Genomic DNA, 16703 nt, shown 5'->3' with positions numbered 1-16703 from the left:
CTCTCCCACAAAAAACAAACCCGCGCCGGTTGGGGCGCGGGTCTGTGGGTGTCGCGCGGTGATCAGAGTGCGGCGATCTTGCCGCGCTGCTCGACCATCTTGGCCAGGGCCTGTTCAGCCTCGGCCAGCTTGGCGCGCTCTTTATCGAGCACTTCGGCCGGCGCCTTGGCGACGAAGCCTTCGTTGGCCAGCTTGCCGCCAACACGCTTGACCTCGCCTTCGAGGCGGGCAACTTCCTTGTCCAGGCGCGCCAGTTCGGCGTCCTTGTCGATAAGGCCGGCCATCGGCACCAGCACTTCCATCTCGCCGACCAGGGTGGTGGCGGACATCGGGGCTTCTTCACCGGCTGCCAGCACGCGCACCGACTCCAGCTTGGCCAGCTTGCTCAGCAGTGGCTCGAAGTCGGCCAGGCGGCGCAGATCTTCGGCATTGCTGTTGGCGACGATGATGTCGATGCGCTTGGCCATGGAGATCTTCATCTCGCCACGTATCTGGCGCACGCCCAGCATCAGTTGCTTGACCCACTCAATGTCGCCTTCGGCGGCGGCGTCGATGCGGCTCTCATTGGCCACCGGCCAGGGTTGCAGCATCAGGGTGTCGCCCTGCACGCCGGCCTGGCCCTTGATGCGCTGCCAGATTTCTTCGGTGATGAAGGGCATGAACGGGTGAGCCAGGCGCAGGATCACTTCCAGTACGCGCACCAGGGTGCGGCGGGTGCCGCGCTGGCGCTCGATGGGCGCGTTTTCGTCCCACAGCACCGGCTTGACCAGCTCCAGGTACCAGGCGCAGTACTCGTCCCAGATGAATTCGTACAGGGTCTGAGCCGCCAGGTCGAAGCGGAAGGCGTCGAGGTGGCGGGTCACGTCAGCCTCGGTGCGCTGCAGGGCGGAGATGATCCAGCGATCCACCGGCGACAGTTCGACTGCCTCGCCACCTACGCCAGTGTCCTTGTCATCGGTGTTCTCGATGACGAAGTTGGCGGCGTTCCACAGCTTGTTGCAGAAGTTGCGGTAGCCCTCGACGCGGCCCATGTCGAACTTGATGTCGCGGCCGGTGGAGGCCAGCGCCAGGTTGGTGAAGCGCAGGGCGTCGGTGCCGTAGGCGGCGATGCCTTCGGGGAATTCGGCGCGGGTCTGCTTGGCGATCTTCTCGGCCAGCTTGGGCTGCATCATGCCGCTGGTGCGCTTGGCCACCAGGGATTCGAGGTCGATGCCGTCGACGATATCCAGCGGGTCGAGCACGTTGCCCTTGGACTTGGACATCTTCTGACCCTGACCATCGCGTACCAGACCGTGCACGTAGACGGTCTTGAACGGAATCTGCCCGGTCAGGTGGGTCGACAGCATGATCATCCGGGCGACCCAGAAGAAAATGATGTCGAAGCCGGTGACCAGCACGTCGGTGGGGTGGAAGGTCTTGAGGAAGTCAGTCTGCTGCGGCCAGCCGAGGGTGGAGAAGGTCCACAGGCCGGAGCTGAACCAGGTGTCGAGCACGTCGTCGTCCTGGCGCAGGTTGGCGTCGCCGAGGTTGTGCTTGGCGCGAACCTCGGCCTCGTCGCGACCGACGTAGACGTTGCCGGCATCGTCGTACCAGGCCGGAATGCGGTGGCCCCACCACAGCTGACGGCTGATGCACCAGTCCTGAATGTCACGCATCCAGCTGAAGTACATGTTCTCGTACTGCTTGGGCACGAACTGGATCTCGCCACTCTCGACCACGGCGATGGCTTTTTCGGCCAGCGGCTTGGTGGAGACGTACCATTGGTCGGTCAGCCACGGCTCGATAACGGTGCCGGAACGGTCGCCTTTCGGCACTTTCAGGGCGTGGTCTTCGATCTTCTCCAGCAGGCCGGCTGCGTCGAAGGCGGCGACGATCTGCTTGCGTGCGACGAAGCGGTCGAGGCCGGCGTATTCGGCTGGCAGGCTGCCATCGATCTCGGCGTTGACGCTACCGTCGATATTGAACACCTGGGCCTGAGCCAGCACGGCGGCGTTCTTGTCGAAGATGTTGATCAGCGGCAGGTTGTGGCGCTTGCCCACTTCATAGTCGTTGAAGTCGTGCGCCGGGGTGATCTTCACGCAGCCGGTGCCGAACTCGGGGTCGCAGTAATCATCGGCGATGATCGGGATGCGACGGCCCAGCAGCGGCAGCTCGACGAAGCTGCCGATCAGCGCCTTGTAGCGCTCGTCTTCCGGGTGCACGGCCACGGCGCTGTCGCCGAGCATGGTTTCCGGGCGGGTGGTGGCGACGATCAGGTAATCATTGCCTTCAGCGGTTTTCTTGCCGTCGGCCAGCGGGTAGCGCAGGTTCCACAGCGAGCCCTTCTCGTCGTGGTTTTCCACTTCGAGGTCGGAGATGGCGGTGTGGAACTTGGTGTCCCAGTTGACCAGGCGCTTGCCGCGATAGATCAGGCCGTCTTCATGCAGGCGTACGAAGGCTTCTTTCACGGCTTCGGAAAGACCGTCGTCCATGGTGAAGCGCTCGCGCGACCAGTCCACCGAGCTGCCCAGGCGGCGAATCTGACGGGTGATGGTGCCGCCGGACTGCTCCTTCCATTCCCAGACCTTCTCCAGGAATTTTTCGCGGCCCAAGTCGTGGCGGCCAATACCGTCGGCGGCCAGCTGACGCTCGACCACCATCTGCGTGGCGATGCCCGCGTGGTCAGTGCCCGGCTGCCACAGGGTGTTGCGGCCCTGCATGCGGCGGAAGCGGATCAGCGCATCCATGATCGAGTTGTTGAAGCCGTGGCCCATGTGCAGGCTGCCGGTGACGTTTGGCGGCGGGATCATGATGGTGTACGGCTCGCCCGAGCCTTGCGGGGCGAAGTAGCCCTTGGCTTCCCAGTTCTGGTACAGGGCGGTTTCAATGGCGTGCGGCTGGTAGGTCTTGTCCATGCGCGGCGGGACCCTTTGACGGCTGATCGGAAAAGCCGACAAGTATACCGCTTCTGAGCACCAAGCCATAAGCCCTGCGCTATAGGGCAGACCAGCGTTCAGTTTTGTAGGAGGCCCGCCTCGGGGCGAAGCTTTTGCTGTCGGGTGGCAAACTCTTGCCCCGGGGCGGGGCAGGGGATTACTTGCGTGGCGGCAGCAGGCGCGGCAGGCGGGCTTCGAGGCGGCGCTTGAGTTCGGCCTCGATCTGCGGCACGAAATCGTCGATCACGTCCTGCAAGATCAACTGGGCGGCGGCGCGCAACTCGCCATTCAAATGCTGCAGATCGCGGGCGCTGTCATGCAGGCGCGGCTCGATGCGCTCACGCAGCGGGCTTGGCGCCGGCGCTGGCTGCGGGGCTGGCGTCGGTTTGGGCGTCGGCGTTGCATGAAAGGGTGGAGGCGGGCCGGGCGGCGCGCTGACGATGTCGGACAGTACCGGAATGCTGTCCGGGTCCAGCGAGTCGATCAGCAGTGGCGGTTCGCTGCCGTTATCGCCCAGCAGCTCGCGAATCGACTCCAGGTCGTGCAGCAACTGAGCAGGTTTCTGTGGGGGCTTGGGGGTGTCCATGATTATCGGCGCAGCGAGAAAAAGGGCTGGAATGGCTTGTGTTGTGAGCGTGCACGGACACTAAAGTTCGACGCGTTGCGGATCATACCCGCGCTGGCGATAGGTGCGGAAATTCTCGCGACAGACGCTCAGCAACTCGGGCTGCTGATTGACGATCTCGATGATGCGTGAAAAGCGCTCGACATGCGGCGACAGGCTGCTGCCTAAGTTGATCAGCACGCCCTGCTCGGTACTCGGCACTTCGTCGATGCCCAGCACCACGGGCGACAGCGGCGCTTCATGGTGCAGGTCATGGGGCACGAAGCGTTCGGCTTTGAACGTCCACAGCAGTTCGTCGAGTTCACCACACTGCGCCTCGTCGCTGCCGCGAACGAACACTGGCAGACCAGCATTCCATGCCTTGAGCGCCAGTTGGCAGGCGGCGCGCAAGCGGCCCGTGGCGTCGTTGGAGGAGAGAACGTAGAACTCGATTCTGGGCATCAATGGTTTCGACGATAAAAGGCGAATGGCGGTGTATCGGATTCTATAGGAGCGGATTCATCCACGATTTCATCGCGAATTATCGCGGCTGAAGCCGCTCCTGCACGAGCATGGGCCGGATGCTGGGTCAGACCTTGGCGCGATCCAGCAGGTACTGGGTCAGCATCGGTACCGGGCGGCCGGTGCCGCCTTTGTCCTTGCCGCCGCTGATCCAGGCGGTACCGGCGATATCCAGGTGCGCCCAGTGGAAGTTCTTGGCGAAGCGCGACAGGAAGCAGCCAGCGGTGATGGTGCCGGCCTTCGGCCCGCCGATGTTGGCGATGTCGGCGAAGGGGCTGTCCAGCTGCTCCTGATATTCGTCGTACAGCGGCAGTTGCCAGGCGCGGTCGTCGGCGCTTTCGCCTGCCTTGAGTATCTGCTTGACCAGCGCGTCGTTGTTGCCCATCAGGCCGGAGACATTGCTGCCCAGGGCGACGATGCAGGCACCGGTGAGGGTGGCGATATCGATTACTGCCTGCGGCTTGAAGCGCTCGGCGTAGGTCAGGGTGTCGCATAGCACCAGACGGCCTTCGGCGTCGGTGTTGAGGATTTCCACGGTCTGCCCGCTCATGGTGGTGACGATGTCGCCAGGACGGGTCGCACGGCCGCTGGGCATGTTCTCGGCGCAGGCCAGCAGGCACACCAGGTTGATCGGCAGTTGCAGCTCCAGCACTGCCTTGAGGGTGCCGAACACGCTGGCGGCGCCGCACATGTCGTACTTCATCTCGTCCATGCCGGCAGCCGGCTTGATGCTGATGCCGCCGGTGTCGAAGGTGATGCCCTTGCCGACCAGGGCGAAGGGTTTGTCATCCTTCTTGCCGCCCTGATAGTGCATGACGATCATCCGCGGCGGCTGCTCGCTGCCCTGGGCTACGGCGAGGAAGGCGCCGGCGCCGAGCTCCTTGAGTTTCTTCTCGTCGAGGATTTCGACCTTGAGGTTCTTGTGCGCCTTGCCCAGGGCCTTGGCTTCTTCAGCCAGGTAGCTGGGGTGGCAGAGGTTTGGCGGCAGGTTGCCCAGATCTTTGGTGAAGGCGACGCCGCTGGCGATGGCGCGGGCATGCTGCAGGCCGCGTTCGGCGTCGGCGAGCTCGGCCTTGTCGACAACCAGGGTGATTTTCTTCAGTGCGCGTGGGTCAGCTTTCTGGCTCTTGAACTGCTCGAACAGATAGGTGCCATCGGCCAGCGTCTCGACGATCAGGCGGGTCTTGCCGTAGGTGTCGCGGCCCTTGACCTTGAGTTCACCCAGAGCGAGCAGGGCATCGCTGCCGCCCAGGCCTTTGAGTACGCCATGCACGCTTGCAACCAACTTGCGCAGTTGACGGTCGGATAGATCACCCTTGCCGCAGCCCACCAACAGCACGCGCTCGGCCTTGAGCCCCGGCAGGCTGTGCAGCAGCAGGGTCTGGCCCGGCTTGCCGGCGATGTCGCCGCGCTTGAGCACGGCGCTGAGCGCACCGTTGCTGGCCAGGTCGACGGCCTTGGCGGTGTCGCCGAGCTTGCGGCCTTCACCGATGGCGACGACCAGGGTGGCGGTTTTCAGGGTTTCTGCACGGGTGCTTTTGACGAGGAATTCCATAGTGAGCTGTCCCCAAGACAAAGAGTCGGGTTTGACGGATAATGACCGCCATTTTTCGAGGGCCCACCCTGCGGTGGGCCGGCAAGTAGGTGCAGCTAGTGTGAGCGCTCGCGCCTGAGCCTGACAACCCTGGAGCGTCCGGTTTGATCGTCTTCCGTTATCTGTCCCGTGAAGTGCTGGTGACCCTCAGTGCGGTGAGTGCCGTGCTGCTGGTGATCATCATGAGCGGTCGTTTCATCAAATATCTGGCCCAGGCCGCACAGGGTGTACTCGATCCTGGTGTGCTGTTTCTGATCATGGGGTACCGGATTCCCGGCTTCCTGCAACTGATCCTGCCGCTCGGCCTGTTCCTCGGTTTTCTGCTGGCCTATGGGCGCCTGTACCTGGACAGCGAGATGACCGTGCTGTCGGCCACCGGCGTCAGTCAGCAGCGCCTCACCGTCTACAGCATGGCGCCGGCGCTGATCGTCGCCCTGCTCGTGGGCTGGCTGAGCATGGGCCTGGCACCGCAAGGTGTGGCCAGCGTAGCGCGCATCCTCAACGAGCAGGATGCCCTGACCGAACTCGATACTCTGGTGCCGGGGCGCTTCCAGTCGTTGCGCGATGGATCGCGGGTGACCTACTCGCAGGAGCTGTCGCCTGATCGCAGCGAGCTGCGCGGCGTGTTCATGTCGGAGAAGCGCTTCTCCACCGATGGCACCTCGGAGCGTGGCATTACCGTGCTGGTAGCCGAGAGTGGTCGTCAGGAAATTCAGGAAGATGGCAGCCGCTATCTGATTCTGGAAAACGGCTATCGCTATGACGGCGAGCCGGGCGAGGCCGACTATCGGGCCATCCAGTACGACACCTATGGTGTGTTGCTGCCCAAGCCGGAGGTCGCCATCGAAGCCAGTGAGCGTGAGGCGACGCCGACCCGTGAGCTGTTCGGCAGCGACGACCCGCGCATGCAGGCCGAGTTGCAATGGCGCCTGTCACTGCCGTTGCTGGTGTTCATCGTCACCCTGCTGGCCGTGCCGCTGTCGAAGGTCAATCCGCGTCAGGGCCGCTTCCTCAAACTGCTGCCGGCTATCTTCCTCTATATGGCTTACCTCGGCCTGCTGATCGCCGCTCGTGGCGCGCTGGACAAGGGCCGTTTGCCGGCGGCGCTGGGGTTGTGGTGGGTGCATGGCATCTTCTTCGCCATCGGCATGTTGTTGTTGTATTGGGAGCGTCTGAGTCTGTGGTGGGCCAGTCGTCGTGCGCCGGTGTCGGAGGTGGCTCATGGCTAAGTTGGATCGCTACATTGGCACCCAGGTGTTCTTCGCTATTCTGGCAGTGCTGGGCATCATTCTCGGCCTGGCACTGCTGTTCGCGTTCATCGACGAATTGGGCGACCTTAACAAGGGCGATTACGGTCTTGGTCAGGCGCTCTGGTACGTCTTGCTGACCGCGCCGCGCCGTGCCTACGAGATGCTGCCGATGGCGGCGCTGATCGGCTGCCTGATTGGTCTCGGTACCTTGGCCAGCAACAGCGAGCTGACCATCATGCGTGCGGCCGGTGTTTCCATCGGGCGTATCGTCTGGGCGGTAATGAAGCCCATGCTGGTGCTGATGCTGGCCGGTATTCTGATCGGCGAGTACGTCGCGCCGATGACCGAAAATCAGGCGCAGGCGGATCGCGCCCTGGCTCAGGGTGGCGGTGCGGCGCAGAGCTCCAAGCGCGGTATGTGGCACCGTCAGGGGCAGGAATATGTGCACATCAACGCCGTGCAGCCCAATGGCGTCCTGCTTGGGGTGACGCGTTACCGCTTCGATGACGAGCGTCGCCTGCTTTCCTCCAGTTTCGCCCGTCGCGCCGAATACCGTGACAACCACTGGATGCTGCGCAACGTGCAGACCACGCTGCTGCATGAAGATCACTCCGAAGTGGTCAACCAGCGTGAAGAGCGCTGGGAGATCGAGCTCAATCCGGAGCTGCTCGGTACCGTGGTGATGGAGCCTGAAGCACTGTCGGTCACCGGGCTTTGGCAGTACATCCATTACCTGGGGGAGCAGGGCCTGAACAACGCACGCTACTGGCTGGCGTTCTGGACCAAGGTGCTGCAGCCGCTGGTAACCGGCGCGCTGGTCTTGATGGCTATCTCCTTTATCTTCGGTCCGCTGCGCTCGGTGACACTGGGGCAGCGCGTATTTACCGGTGTGCTAGTGGGCTTCATCTTCCGTATCGCTCAGGACCTGCTGGGCCCGTCGAGCCTGGTATTCGGCTTCTCGCCGCTGCTGGCGGTGCTGGTGCCGGCCGGTATCTGTGCGTTGGCCGGGGTTTGGCTGCTGCGCCGAGCTGGATGAGTCATTCGCACGCATGAAAAAGCCGGTTCATTGAACCGGCTTTTTTGCATCTGCTCTGGGCTATTTTTTGTGAATGTTCTTCGGCAACTGCACCATGCGGCTGTCGGAGTAGATGTCGTGCCAGGTGCGGCCCTGCTTGTCCCACAGTAGCCAGAGGAAGCCCAGGCCAGCGAACAGCCAAGAGCCGATGGCGACCACGAAGCGCAGCAGAGCCTGCCACAGGTCGATGGCGCTGCCGTCGGCGTTCTGGATGCGCAGCCCCCAGGCCTGCATGCCCAGTGTCTGGCCATTGTGCGTCCAGAACTTGGCGAAGAAGGCGAACAGCGACAGCAGCACCAGGCTGGCAAGAATCGGGTCATGATCCAGAACACCGGCCTCGGCCATGGCCATCAGTGCATCGCCGCCGTGAATCAGGCGCAGGATGCCCTGCTGGTAGATCAGGGTGACGACCATGATCAGTGCCACGCAGAGCAGAAAATCGTAGAAGAGGGCCGCCAGGCGACGAATCAGCCCGGCAGTGGGGAAGTCTCCCTGCGGACGTAATTGGTGTTTCGGCATGATGGGCTCGCTGAGACGAAAGTGCGCGCCATTCTAGCAGGCCGTTGAAAAACGTAGGCGAGGCAGCCAGTGCAATGCCGATGGCGGCCCCACAAAAACAGGCGAAAAACGACCGGGGTCGCGCTCGACTTTACGAGTTGTAAATGAGCATTTTGAGCCTGTTTTTAACGCAGCAATGGCAACGTAGGTAGTTTTTCAACAGCCTGCTAACCGCGACTTTGCGATCGATATAAAGATGTACGTGGGCTATCTGTAACCTGGCGCTGCGAAAGGTGGGGTACAGAAATGATAGGCAAAAAAAACCCCTGACTGATATCAGGGGTTCTTCAAAGCAGCGGCGATTAGCCCAGGACTTGAACCTGGTCAGCCTGCATGCCTTTTTGACCTTGCACAGCTACGAAGCTGACTTTCTGGCCTTCTTTCAGGCTCTTGAAGCCGTTACCTTCGATCGCGCGGAAGTGCACGAACAGATCCGGACCGCTTTCGGGAGTGATAAAACCAAAACCTTTCTCGTCGTTAAACCACTTGACGGTACCGTTCTGACGATTCGACATGTCTTTTTCCTTGAAACTAGAGTTGATGACAGCCTCCAAGTATAGAGGGCTGAGACTGGTTGCAAGGAGTAATAGAAGTCGAGCGGGATGTAGCGGATCTAGATGATCTGCTGCACCAGAGTCACGATTCACAGCGACCCATGCAAACAGTTGACTCACTCTACGCTAACTTTTGCGCAATTGCCAACCCCCGCCAGCAAGGTCGCCGGCCAGGTTTTGCGGGGCTTGTCGGGGTGTCGGAAAAGTTTTTCGGCAATATGCTTGCAACAATTGCCCACGTTGTTCGCGCAGATACGAAAAAGCCCGCAAGACAATGTCTTGCGGGCTTCGAATCGTGGTGCCCCGGGGGAGACTCGAACTCCCACTCCTTTCGAAAACGGATTTTGAATCCGCCGCGTCTACCGATTCCGCCACCGGGGCACAATGGCGGCGCAGTATAGGGATGCGCCTGGCGTCGGTCAATCGGCGTTAGTGCAGTGATCGGTTGATCTACTAACGGCCAATGGCGCAGCTAGTGGCATCCGGCTTTGATTGCGTCGTTGCGGCTAGAATCGCCAGCTGTCATCAAGTGCGCTGGGTGTGGCGTATATAAAGGTGTCGGGGCAGTCCAATGTTGGGAGGGGGAGTGATCAACGTCTTGCGTGGTGCACTTGTTGCCGGTCTGCTACTTGCGCCTGTTGCGCAGGCCGGAACGCTGACCTATGCCGTGACCGATGAAAGCTGGATGCCGTACTGGATTGTCGAGGATCAGCGGGTCAGCGGCATCTTCCATGAGTTAATGCTCGCGCTGGATGAGCGTTTGCCTGAACAGCTGCAAGCCAGTCATCCGCAGCCGCCTTTGCGTACGCAGAAGCTGTTCCGTGAGGGATATCTGCAGATCGAGGGCTGTGTGAGCAAGAATTGGCGCAGCGACGCCGATCAGGCCGAAGTCTCACTGTGGACAGTGCCGGTTCTGCAGGCCGAGGAAATGCTGATCTTCGCGCCTGGCAGGCGCTTTGCCTATCAGCGTCTGCAGGACCTGCAGGGGCGTTCGATTGCCACGGTGCGTGGTTATGGTTACGCCGGCAGTGAGTACTTTCAGCGCAACGATGGGGCCGATGTGCGGGCGCTGATCTATCTGGTGGCGCAGGGGCGTAGCGAGGCCGGGATTCTGGATCGCTTGGAGTGGCGTTATCTTCAGCATGAAGACGCGCAACTGCAGGCGTCACGCTGGCAGGTCGAGGAGGGGCCGACGGTCAATCGCTCTCAGCTGCGCTTGCGTTTGCATCGAGACTTTGCGGGCCGGCTCGATGCATTCAATGCTGCCATCCTGTCCTTGCAGGCCGATGGCACGCTGGCTCGTATCGTCGCCAGGTATGCGCCGCAGGCTCACGTGGCCGGCCAAGTGGAAATCCGGTAAGCTCTGCCACCCTGCAAAATTACCCCTCCGAATCATGCGTGTTGCCGATTTCCACTTCGACCTTCCCGAGTCGCTGATCGCTCGTCATCCCTTGGCCGAGCGCCGCGCCAGCCGTCTGCTGCAGCTCGATGGCCCTAGCGGCACGCTGTGCCACGGCCAGTTCACCGATGTGCTGGAGCAGCTTCGTCCGGGTGATCTCATGGTGTTCAACAACACCCGAGTGATTCCGGCGCGCCTGTTCGGTCAGAAGGCCTCTGGCGGCAAGCTCGAAGTGCTGGTGGAGCGCGTGCTGGATCAGTACCGCGTGCTGGCCCACGTGCGTTCGAGCAAATCGCCCAAGCCCGGCTCGCAGATTCTCATCGACGGTGGTGGTGAGGCCGAGATGGTCGCGCGTCACGACGCGCTGTTCGAGCTACGTTTTGCCGAGCCTGTGCTGCCGCTGCTGGAGCGCGTCGGCCATATGCCGCTGCCTCCTTATATAGATCGGCCGGATGACGAGGCGGATCGCGAGCGTTATCAGACCGTCTATGCGCAGAAGGCGGGTGCCGTGGCTGCTCCGACTGCGGGCCTGCACTTCGATGACGAACTGCTGGCGGCGATCCGCGCCAAGGGTGTGGACACCTCGTTCGTGACGCTTCACGTTGGCGCCGGTACCTTCCAGCCGGTCCGGGTTGAGCGGATTGAAGATCACCATATGCACAGTGAGTGGCTGGAGGTCGGCCAGGATGTGGTCGACGCCGTGGCAGCCTGTCGCGCCCGCGGCGGACGCGTGGTCGCGGTGGGCACTACCAGCGTGCGCTCGCTGGAAACAGCTGCACGAGACGGTGAGTTGAAGCCCTTCAGTGGCGATACCGACATCTTTATCTATCCAGGCCGTCCATTCCATGTGGTCGATGCCCTGGTGACCAATTTCCACCTGCCCGAGTCGACCCTGCTGATGCTGGTGTCGGCCTTTGCCGGTTATCCCGAGACGATGGCTGCCTACCGCGAGGCCGTGGCGCAGGGCTATCGCTTCTTCAGTTACGGTGATGCCATGTTCATCACCCGCAATCCCGCCGCGCGCGGGCCCGAGGTTTGAGTATGTCGCGCACCTGTCGCATGTCCTTCGAGTTGCTGGCTACCGACGGCAAGGCTCGTCGTGGTCGCCTGACCTTCCCGCGTGGCGTGGTGGAAACTCCGGCCTTCATGCCGGTGGGCACCTACGGCACGGTCAAGGGCATGCTGCCGCGTGACGTCGAGGATATCGGCGCGCAGATCATCCTCGGCAATACCTTCCACCTGTGGCTGCGCCCGGGGATGGAGGTGATCAAGAAACATGGCGACCTGCACGACTTCATGCAGTGGCAGGGGCCGATCCTGACCGACTCTGGTGGCTTCCAGGTGTTCAGCCTCGGTGCGATGCGCAAGATCAAGGAAGAGGGCGTGTACTTCGCTTCGCCGGTCGATGGCGCCAAGGTGTTCATGGGGCCGGAAGAGTCGATGCAGGTGCAGCGCGACCTGGGCTCGGACATCGTGATGATCTTCGATGAATGCACGCCGTACCCGGCCGAGTTCGACGTGGCCAAGCGTTCGATGGAGCTGTCGCTACGCTGGGCCAAGCGCTCCAAGACCGCACATGGCGAAAGTACCGCTGCGCTGTTTGGCATCGTCCAGGGTGGCATGCACGAAGAGCTGCGCATGCGCTCGCTCGAAGGGCTTTGCGAGATCGGCTTCGATGGCCTGGCCATCGGCGGGCTGTCGGTCGGTGAGCCGAAGGAAGAGATGATCCGCGTGCTGGACTTCCTGCCGCCGCACATGCCAGCCGACAAGCCGCGCTACCTGATGGGCGTGGGCAAGCCGGAAGACCTGGTCGAGGGCGTGCGTCGTGGTGTGGACATGTTCGACTGCGTGATGCCCACCCGTAATGCGCGTAACGGCCACCTGTTCGTCGACACCGGCGTGGTGAAGATTCGCAACGCCGTGCATAAACACGATGATTCGCCGCTGGACCCGACCTGCGACTGTTACACCTGCAAACATTTCTCGCGCGCTTATCTGCACCATCTGGACAAGTGCGGCGAAATGCTCGGTAGCATGCTCAATACCATCCATAACTTGCGGCATTATCAGCGGGTTATGGCTGGTTTGCGCGAGGCTATCCAACAGGGTACATTGGCCGCCTTCGTCGAAACCTTCTATGCCAAGCGTGGCCTGCCTGTGCCGCCGCTTGACTGATTCCTGAACGATTCAAGATCCTTTCCATTAGGAGTGTTACATGAGCTTTTTCATCCCCGCCGCTTACGCTGACACCGCCGCTGCTGGCCCTGCCGGCAGCGGTTTCGAGTGGGTTTTCCTGATTGGCTTTCTGGTCATCTTCTATCTGATGATCTGGCGTCCGCAGGCCAAGCGCGCCAAGGAACACAAGAACCTGCTCGGCGGCCTGCAGAAGGGCGACGAAGTGGTTACCAGCGGTGGTATCGCTGGCAAGGTATCCAAGGTTGCCGACGATTTCGTGGTTATCGAAGTGTCTGACACTGTCGAGCTGAAATTCCAGAAGCAGGCCATCGCTGCCACTCTGCCCAAGGGCACGCTGAAAGCCATCTGATTCGGTTCTTAGTTTCCATATCGACGGGGCGCTTTAGGGCACTTCTAAAAACGTAGGCGAGGCAGCCAGCGCAAGGCAAAAACAGGCGAAAAAGCGGAATTTACGTGTTGTAAATGAGCATTTTGAGCCTGTTTTTAACGCAGCGATGGCAACGCAGGTAGTTTTTAGAGGTGCACTTTAGCGCCCCGCGTCATAAAGCGGGCGGCTCGTTCATGCTCAATAAATACCCTCTGTGGAAATACCTGCTGATTTTGTCTGTTCTGGCAATCGGCCTGGTGTACTCCATTCCCAACCTTTATCCAGATGATCCTGCCGTGCAGATCAGTGGCGCCAGTTCGGCGCTGAGCATCGAGCAGACCGATGTCGACCGTGCCAGCAAAGCGCTGCAGGACGCCGGTATTGCCGTCAAGGCAGCCAGCATCGACGAGCGTGGCCGCGGTGGCCTGATCCGTCTGACCAGGCAGGATGACCAGTTGCCGGCCAAGGACATCGTCCGTCGGGCGCTGGGTGATGATTACGTCGTGGCGCTGAACCTGGCGCAAACCACCCCCGACTGGCTGCGTAGCCTGGGTGCGAGCCCGATGAAGCTCGGCCTGGACCTGTCCGGCGGTGTGCACTTCCTGTTGGAGGTCGACATGGACAAGGCGCTGGATGTGCGCCGCAAGGTCTATGAAGGTGAGATCAAGAGCCTGTTGCGCAAGGAGCGTATTCGCTACCGCAGCATGCCGGAGAGCAATAGCCGGATTCAGCTCGGCTTCGCCGACAGCGATACGCTGGACAAGGCGCAGCGCCTGATTCGCAAGGATTACAGCGATTTCGAACTGACCACTATCGAGCGTGGCGGCCAGCAGATTCTGCAGTTGGGTCTGACTCAAGCGAAAATCGCCGAGATTCGTGAATATTCCATTCGCCAGAACCTCACCACCGTACGTAACCGCGTCAATGAGCTGGGCGTAGCCGAGCCGCTGGTGCAGCGTCAGGGCGCCAACCGCATCGTGGTCGAGCTGCCGGGTGTGCAGGACACCGCAGAAGCCAAGCGTATTCTCGGTAAGACCGCCAACCTCGAGTTCCGCCTGCAGGCCGATCTCGATGCGCCGCGCGGTGCGACCGAGTCCTTCGGCTTCCGCGAGGAAGGTCGTCCGCCGGTGCAACTCGAGCGTGAGCTGATCATCACCGGTGATCAGGTGACCGACGCCCAGGCCAGTTTCGACGAGAATGGTCGCCCGCAGGTGAACATTCGCCTCGACGGTCATGGCGGTGATCTGATGAACCGCGCCACGCGTAACAACGTCGGTCGCAGCATGGCGGTGATCTTCATCGAGCAGAGGCCGGTCACTCGCTACGTGCGTCAGAACGTCGACGGCGTCGAGCAGGAAGTGGCTATCTCCTCGTTCGTCGAAGAGAAGAAGATCATCAGCCTGGCGACTATCCAGTCGGCGCTGGGCAGCCAGTTCCGCATCACCGGCCTGAACGGTCAGGGCGAGTCTTCCGAGCTTGCGCTGCTGCTGCGTGCTGGTGGTCTGGCAGCGCCGATGTACTTCGCTGAAGAGCGCACCATTGGCCCGAGCCTGGGTGCCGAAAACATTGCCAAGGGTATCGCCTCCACCGAGTGGGCGATGATCTTCGTGGCTATCTTCATCATCGCCATCTATCGCTTCTTCGGTGTGCTGGCGACCGTTGCCCTGGCGTTCAACCTGGTGCTGCTGGTCGGTCTGATGTCGGCCATTGGTGCGACCCTGACCCTGCCCGGTATCGCCGGTATCGTCTTGACTCTGGGTATGGCGGTTGACGCCAACGTGCTGATTTTCTCGCGGATACGCGAGGAGTTGGCCAATGGACTGCCGGTGCAGCGTGCTCTGCACGAGGGCTTCGATCGTGCCTATTCGGCGATTCTCGACAGTAACCTGACCACCTTGTTGGTGGGCGGCATCCTGTTCGCGATGGGGACCGGTCCGGTGAAAGGCTTCGCGGTGACACTGTCGCTGGGCATCATTACGTCGATGTTCACCGCCATCATGTTCACTCGTGGCCTGGTCAACCTGATCTTCGGTGGCCGTAACTTCAAGAAGCTGTGGATCTGAGGTGCAGCTATGATCAAGTCAACCATTCGTTTCATGGCGATCCGCAATATCGCCTTCTCCATTACGGTCGTGCTGACGCTGATCGGTCTCGGCGCGCTGTTTGCCAAGGGGCTGAATTTCGGCCTGGATTTCACCGGCGGTACGTTGATCGAACTGCAGTATGAGCAGCCGGCCAATCTCGATCTGATCAAGACCGAGTTGGGCCAGGCTGGCTATTCTGATGCTGTGGTGCAGAGCTTCGGTGCCAGTACCGATGTGCTGGTGCGTCTGGCTGGCGATTCCCCTGACCTGGGTAATGAGGTCGCGGCTGCGTTGCGCAAGGTCGATGAGGCGGCGCGCTTCGAGGTCAAGCGCGTCGAGTTCGTCGGCCCGCAGGTGGGCGAGGAGCTGCGTGATCAGGGCGGCATTGCCATGCTCCTGGCGCTGGGCGGGATCATGCTCTACCTGGCTTTTCGCTTTCAGTGGAAGTTTGGTGTTGGTGCGATCGCGTCGCTGGTGCACGACGTGGTGATCACCCTGGGTGTGCTGGCGTTCTTCCAGGTTCCGTTCGACCTGACGGTGCTGGCGGCGGTGCTGGCGATGATCGGTTACTCGCTCAACGACACCATCATCATCTACGACCGTATTCGTGAGAACTTCCGTGTACTGCGCAAGACCTCGTTGATCGAGAACATCGACGTTTCGATCACCCAGACCCTTCTGCGGACGATCGCTACTTCGTTGTCCACTGCGCTGGCCTTGCTGGCGTTGCTGTTCTTCGGCGGTGACGTGCTGGCAGCCTTCGCGCTGACTCTGTTGGTCGGTGTAGTGGTAGGCACCTACTCGTCGGTCTACATCGGCGCCACGGTGCTGGTGTGGCTGAAGCTCAGCGTGGAGGATTTGATTCCTCCTGTGGTCGAGGCTGAGGCTGACGACGGTCGTCCGTGATGTTGTGATGGGCTTCATGAAAGCCAGCGAAAGCCGCGGCAAGTCGAACTTGTCGCGGCTTTTTGCTGTCCTAGGCAGGGAGACGGGCGCGAGTCGCCGAGCCTAGGAGACACAAAAAATGAATAAATCACTGTTGGTAGGTGCCGTACTGGGTGCTGTGGGTGTGACCGCTGGTGGCGCTGTCGCTACGTACAGCCTGGTTGATCGTGGTCCGGACTATGCAGAGGTGCTGGCCGTAACCCCGATCAATGAAACCGTGAAAACGCCGCGCGAAGTGTGCAAGGACGTGGCGGTTACCCGTCAGCGTCCGGTGCAGGATCAGCACCAGATTGCCGGTACTGCTATCGGCGCCATCGCAGGTGGTCTGTTGGGTAACCAGATCGGCGGCGGCACTGGCAAGAAGATCGCTACGGTAGCCGGTGCAGTTGGCGGCGGTTATGCCGGCAACAAGGTTCAGGAGGGCATGCAGCAGCGTGACACCTATACCACCACCGAAACCCGCTGTAACACCGTGACCGATACCAGCGAGAAGCTGGTGGGCTATGACGTGAAGTACCAGCTGGGTGAGAAGGTCGGCAACGTGCGCATGGATCGTGATCCGGGCAGTCGTATCCCGGTCAACAAGCAGGGTGAACTGGTACTGGTGCAGCAGGCCCAGTAAGAATCTGGAGCAATAAAA

Annotated in this window: 15 protein-coding genes and 1 tRNA gene; 9 read left to right on the top strand and 7 right to left on the bottom strand. The window is 61.3% G+C overall.

The genetic code is table 11. The features are described 5' to 3' along the window. Window positions 1-62: 62 nt before the first annotated feature. The 4 genes from CDO35_RS21285 to CDO35_RS21270 all read right to left on the bottom strand — a co-directional run bounded on the left by CDO35_RS21285 (window position 63) and on the right by CDO35_RS21270 (window position 5596). Entirely contained in the window at window positions 63-2894 is a 2832-nt protein-coding gene (locus CDO35_RS21285) for a valine--tRNA ligase (protein ID WP_099526580.1), read from the bottom strand. Window positions 2895-3072: 178 nt separating this feature from the next. Continuing rightward, a complete protein-coding gene (locus tag CDO35_RS21280) occupies window positions 3073-3501 on the bottom strand; it encodes a DNA polymerase III subunit chi (RefSeq protein ID WP_099526579.1) in 429 nt (142 codons plus the stop codon). A 60-nt stretch (window positions 3502-3561) separates the two neighbouring features. After that, entirely contained in the window at window positions 3562-3981 is a 420-nt protein-coding gene (locus tag CDO35_RS21275) for a DNA polymerase III subunit chi (RefSeq protein ID WP_099526578.1), read from the bottom strand. A gap of 127 nt (window positions 3982-4108) precedes the next feature. Further along, window positions 4109-5596, bottom strand: a complete 1488-nt coding sequence (locus tag CDO35_RS21270; RefSeq protein WP_099526577.1) for a leucyl aminopeptidase — start codon at window positions 5594-5596, stop codon at window positions 4109-4111. Window positions 5597-5739: 143 nt separating this feature from the next. Here CDO35_RS21270 and lptF point away from each other — a divergent pair, with 143 nt between their 5' ends. After that, window positions 5740-6864, top strand: coding sequence for an LPS export ABC transporter permease LptF (gene lptF / locus CDO35_RS21265; protein WP_099526576.1), 1125 nt, complete (start codon window positions 5740-5742; stop codon window positions 6862-6864). Beyond that, window positions 6857-7921 carry an LPS export ABC transporter permease LptG gene (gene lptG / locus CDO35_RS21260; protein WP_099526575.1) on the top strand — a complete coding sequence of 355 codons (1065 nt, stop codon included), beginning with the start codon at window positions 6857-6859 and terminating at the stop codon, window positions 7919-7921. Before lptF ends, lptG begins: the two co-directional genes overlap by 8 nt. 60 nt (window positions 7922-7981) lie before the next feature. On the opposite strand, the gene CDO35_RS21255 is transcribed toward lptG, so the two are convergent. The 3 genes from CDO35_RS21255 to CDO35_RS21245 all read right to left on the bottom strand — a co-directional run bounded on the left by CDO35_RS21255 (window position 7982) and on the right by CDO35_RS21245 (window position 9453). After that, entirely contained in the window at window positions 7982-8479 is a 498-nt protein-coding gene (locus tag CDO35_RS21255; RefSeq protein WP_099526574.1) for an RDD family protein, read from the bottom strand. A gap of 341 nt (window positions 8480-8820) precedes the next feature. After that, window positions 8821-9033 (bottom strand): cold-shock protein, encoded by a 213-nt coding sequence (locus CDO35_RS21250; protein ID WP_003459665.1) that lies wholly within the window; start codon window positions 9031-9033, stop codon window positions 8821-8823. Between the two features lie 335 nt (window positions 9034-9368). Further along, window positions 9369-9453 (bottom strand) — tRNA-Leu (locus CDO35_RS21245). 205 nt (window positions 9454-9658) lie between these two features. Here CDO35_RS21245 and CDO35_RS21240 point away from each other — a divergent pair. The 7 genes from CDO35_RS21240 (at window position 9659) to CDO35_RS21205 (ending at window position 16685) form a co-directional block, all read left to right on the top strand. Beyond that, a complete protein-coding gene (locus tag CDO35_RS21240; RefSeq protein ID WP_243699116.1) occupies window positions 9659-10432 on the top strand; it encodes a substrate-binding periplasmic protein in 774 nt (257 codons plus the stop codon). Window positions 10433-10466: 34 nt separating this feature from the next. Beyond that, window positions 10467-11510 carry a tRNA preQ1(34) S-adenosylmethionine ribosyltransferase-isomerase QueA gene (gene queA, locus CDO35_RS21235; protein WP_099526572.1) on the top strand — a complete coding sequence of 348 codons (1044 nt, stop codon included), beginning with the start codon at window positions 10467-10469 and terminating at the stop codon, window positions 11508-11510. 20 nt (window positions 11511-11530) lie between these two features. Then, window positions 11531-12646, top strand: coding sequence for a tRNA guanosine(34) transglycosylase Tgt (gene tgt, locus CDO35_RS21230; protein WP_099526641.1), 1116 nt, complete (start codon window positions 11531-11533; stop codon window positions 12644-12646). A 40-nt stretch (window positions 12647-12686) separates the two neighbouring features. Next, entirely contained in the window at window positions 12687-13016 is a 330-nt protein-coding gene (yajC, locus tag CDO35_RS21225) for a preprotein translocase subunit YajC (RefSeq protein WP_037001935.1), read from the top strand. 212 nt (window positions 13017-13228) lie between these two features. Next, window positions 13229-15097 carry a protein translocase subunit SecD gene (gene secD / locus CDO35_RS21215; protein ID WP_099526571.1) on the top strand — a complete coding sequence of 623 codons (1869 nt, stop codon included), beginning with the start codon at window positions 13229-13231 and terminating at the stop codon, window positions 15095-15097. Window positions 15098-15106: 9 nt separating this feature from the next. Beyond that, window positions 15107-16024 (top strand): protein translocase subunit SecF, encoded by a 918-nt coding sequence (gene secF, locus CDO35_RS21210; protein ID WP_099526570.1) that lies wholly within the window; start codon window positions 15107-15109, stop codon window positions 16022-16024. A gap of 118 nt (window positions 16025-16142) precedes the next feature. Continuing rightward, the gene (locus tag CDO35_RS21205; protein WP_037001940.1) at window positions 16143-16685 is read left to right on the top strand and encodes a glycine zipper 2TM domain-containing protein; all 543 of its coding nucleotides are present in this window, start codon (window positions 16143-16145) and stop codon (window positions 16683-16685) included. The last annotated feature ends 18 nt before the right edge of the window (window positions 16686-16703 follow it).

It is taken from the genome of Pseudomonas sediminis, assembly GCF_002741105.1.
GTDB lineage: Bacteria > Pseudomonadota > Gammaproteobacteria > Pseudomonadales > Pseudomonadaceae > Aquipseudomonas > Aquipseudomonas sediminis.
This window is presented reverse-complemented; position numbering and strand designations above follow the sequence as displayed.